Origin of the sequence: Gluconacetobacter sp., assembly GCF_047721585.1 — a bacterium.
Classification (GTDB): domain Bacteria; phylum Pseudomonadota; class Alphaproteobacteria; order Acetobacterales; family Acetobacteraceae; genus Gluconacetobacter; species Gluconacetobacter dulcium.
Genome location: NZ_JBDNXE010000215.1, coordinates 1,561 through 3,626, shown reverse-complemented (window position 1 = coordinate 3,626; position 2,066 = coordinate 1,561). Strand labels below are relative to the sequence as shown.

Here is a 2,066-nt window from a genome sequence, read left to right as displayed (position 1 = left end):
CCGCCTGCAATTTCATGGCGTCTCCGACCGGGGGCGGCGCGACGTTCTGCCCGGTGATCTGCAACGGTACAGCCTGGATCGCGGAGTAACGGCGATGGCACATTCCTTTCTCTTCCAAGCCCGACAGTGTGTTGTGATGCAGGCGGGGTCTGTCCTGGCGGCCGTGCGGCCGGGGGTGGATCGGGCCGGCAGTCTTTATCCGGTGCCGGCATGAGCGGCAGTGTGGGCTGGAACCCCGGTGCGTCCGATATCATCAGCGGCGCGCTGCGGCTGATCGGGGCGATTGCCAGTGGGGAGGTGCCGCCGGCGAACGAGTATCAGGACGCGCTGGCGGCGCTGAACGGGCTGGTCAAGGCGTGGCAGGCGTCGGGCGTGCATGTCTGGGCCATGGCCGAGGGGACGGTGTTTCTCCAGCCCGGCCAGGGGCGGTACGGGATCGGCGGCGGCAGCGCGGATCAGGCGGCGCAGAGTTATGTTGCCACGATTGCAGGCGCGCCGGTGGTGGCGGGCGCGGCGCAGGTGACGGTGGCAACGGCGGCGGGCATCGGCGTGGGGAGCCGGATCGGGATTGTGCTCGATGCGGGGGGGATGTTCTGGAGTTCGGTGCTGTCTGTCGTGGGGGGGATTGTCTATCTGGCGGGCGGATTGCCCGGCCCGGCTTCGGCTGGGGCGGCGGTGGTCGCGTATGGTGTGCCGGTCGGGCGGCCGCTGAAGATTGTCGGGGCGCGGGCCGTCGATCTGGTGACGGGGGTGGAGACGCCGCTGATTCCGATGTCGCGGCTGGATTATGCGAACCTGTCGGGCAAGGGCGCGCCCGGTGGAGCGCCGGTGCAGTATTTTTATGATCCGCAATTGGAGTCTGGGGTTTTTAGCGTTTATCCCGCGCCGCTGACCGCGCGGGTGGCGGTGACGTTTACCTGCCAGCTTCCGTTGCAGGATATCGGCGGCGCGGCCGACCGTGCCGATGTGCCGCAGGAATGGATTTCCGCGCTGCGCTTTGCGCTGGCGGTGGAACTGGCGCCGGAATATGACTGCCCGGCCCAGCGTTTCGAGATGCTGCGGGCGATGGCGGCGGAGAAATTCGCCGTGGCGGCGCAGTGGGATCGGGAACCGGAGGGGACGACCACCTGCCCGTTCAGCCAGCCGGTCTATCAGATGATCGCGGGGGCGCTGCGGCTGTGCGGGGCGGTGGGGCCGCAGGAGGTGCCGCGTCTGGGGCTGGTGGAGAACGCGTTCGCGTCGCTCAACGCGATGGTGCGGGCGTGGCAGGCTTCGGGCATTCATGTGTGGGCCGAGGAAGATTGCACCCTGTTCCTGCAACCGGGGCAGGTGCGCTACCTGATCGGGGCCGGGTCGCCGGATGCGGTGGCGGTGAGCAGCCAGTGTGTCGGGACGGTGCTGGCGGCAGCGGGGGCCGGCGCGCAGGTGAGTGTCGCGGCCGTGGGAGGGATTGCGGCCGGATGGCAGGTCGGGATCTGGCTGGATGGTGGCGGCGTGTTCTGGACCGGCGTGGCGGCGGTTGCGGGCGGTGGGCTGACCCTGGCCTCGGCGTTGCCGTCGGCGGCGTCGGAGGGGGCGCAGGTTGTGGCCTATCCCGCGCCGATGGTGCGGCCGTTGCGGGTGCCCGCGGCGCGGCGGCTTCAGTTCGCGGGCAGTGGCGGGCAGGCGATCGAGACGCCGCTCGTACCGATGTCGCGGCTGGATTACGCGAATGTTCCGAACAAGACGGTGCCGGGGGTGGTGACGCAGTTCTTCTACGATCCGCAATTGGGGGCGGGGGTGCTGCATGTGTGGCCGGCGCCCGTGGACAGTGGGAGTGCGGTGGCCTTTACCGCGCAGCGGCCGCTGCTGGCGTTTGCCGACCTGGGGGCGGTGCCGGATTTTCCCGACGAGTGGCTGGCGGCGATGCGGTGGAATCTCGCGGCCGAACTCTGGCCCGAATATAACGGGTCGGGCGCGGCGGCGGGGAATCCGGCGCAGTATGTGCTGCTGAAGCAGGAAGCGGCCGGCAAGCTGATGATGGCGCAGGCGTGGGACCGGTAGCCGCAATCGGTGCTGTTCGGCGC

Annotated in this window: 2 protein-coding genes; both read left to right on the top strand. The window is 69.5% G+C overall.

All coding sequences use genetic code 11. From position 1 onward, the window contains the following. On the top strand, positions 1 to 214 hold a 214-nt coding region (locus tag ABF821_RS20310; RefSeq protein WP_415531388.1), incomplete at its 5' end, for a hypothetical protein. After that, positions 211 to 2,043, top strand: coding sequence for a hypothetical protein (locus tag ABF821_RS20305; RefSeq protein WP_415531387.1), 1,833 nt, complete (start codon positions 211 to 213; stop codon positions 2,041 to 2,043). The genes ABF821_RS20310 and ABF821_RS20305, both read left to right, overlap by 4 nt. Positions 2,044 to 2,066: the final 23 nt, after the last annotated feature.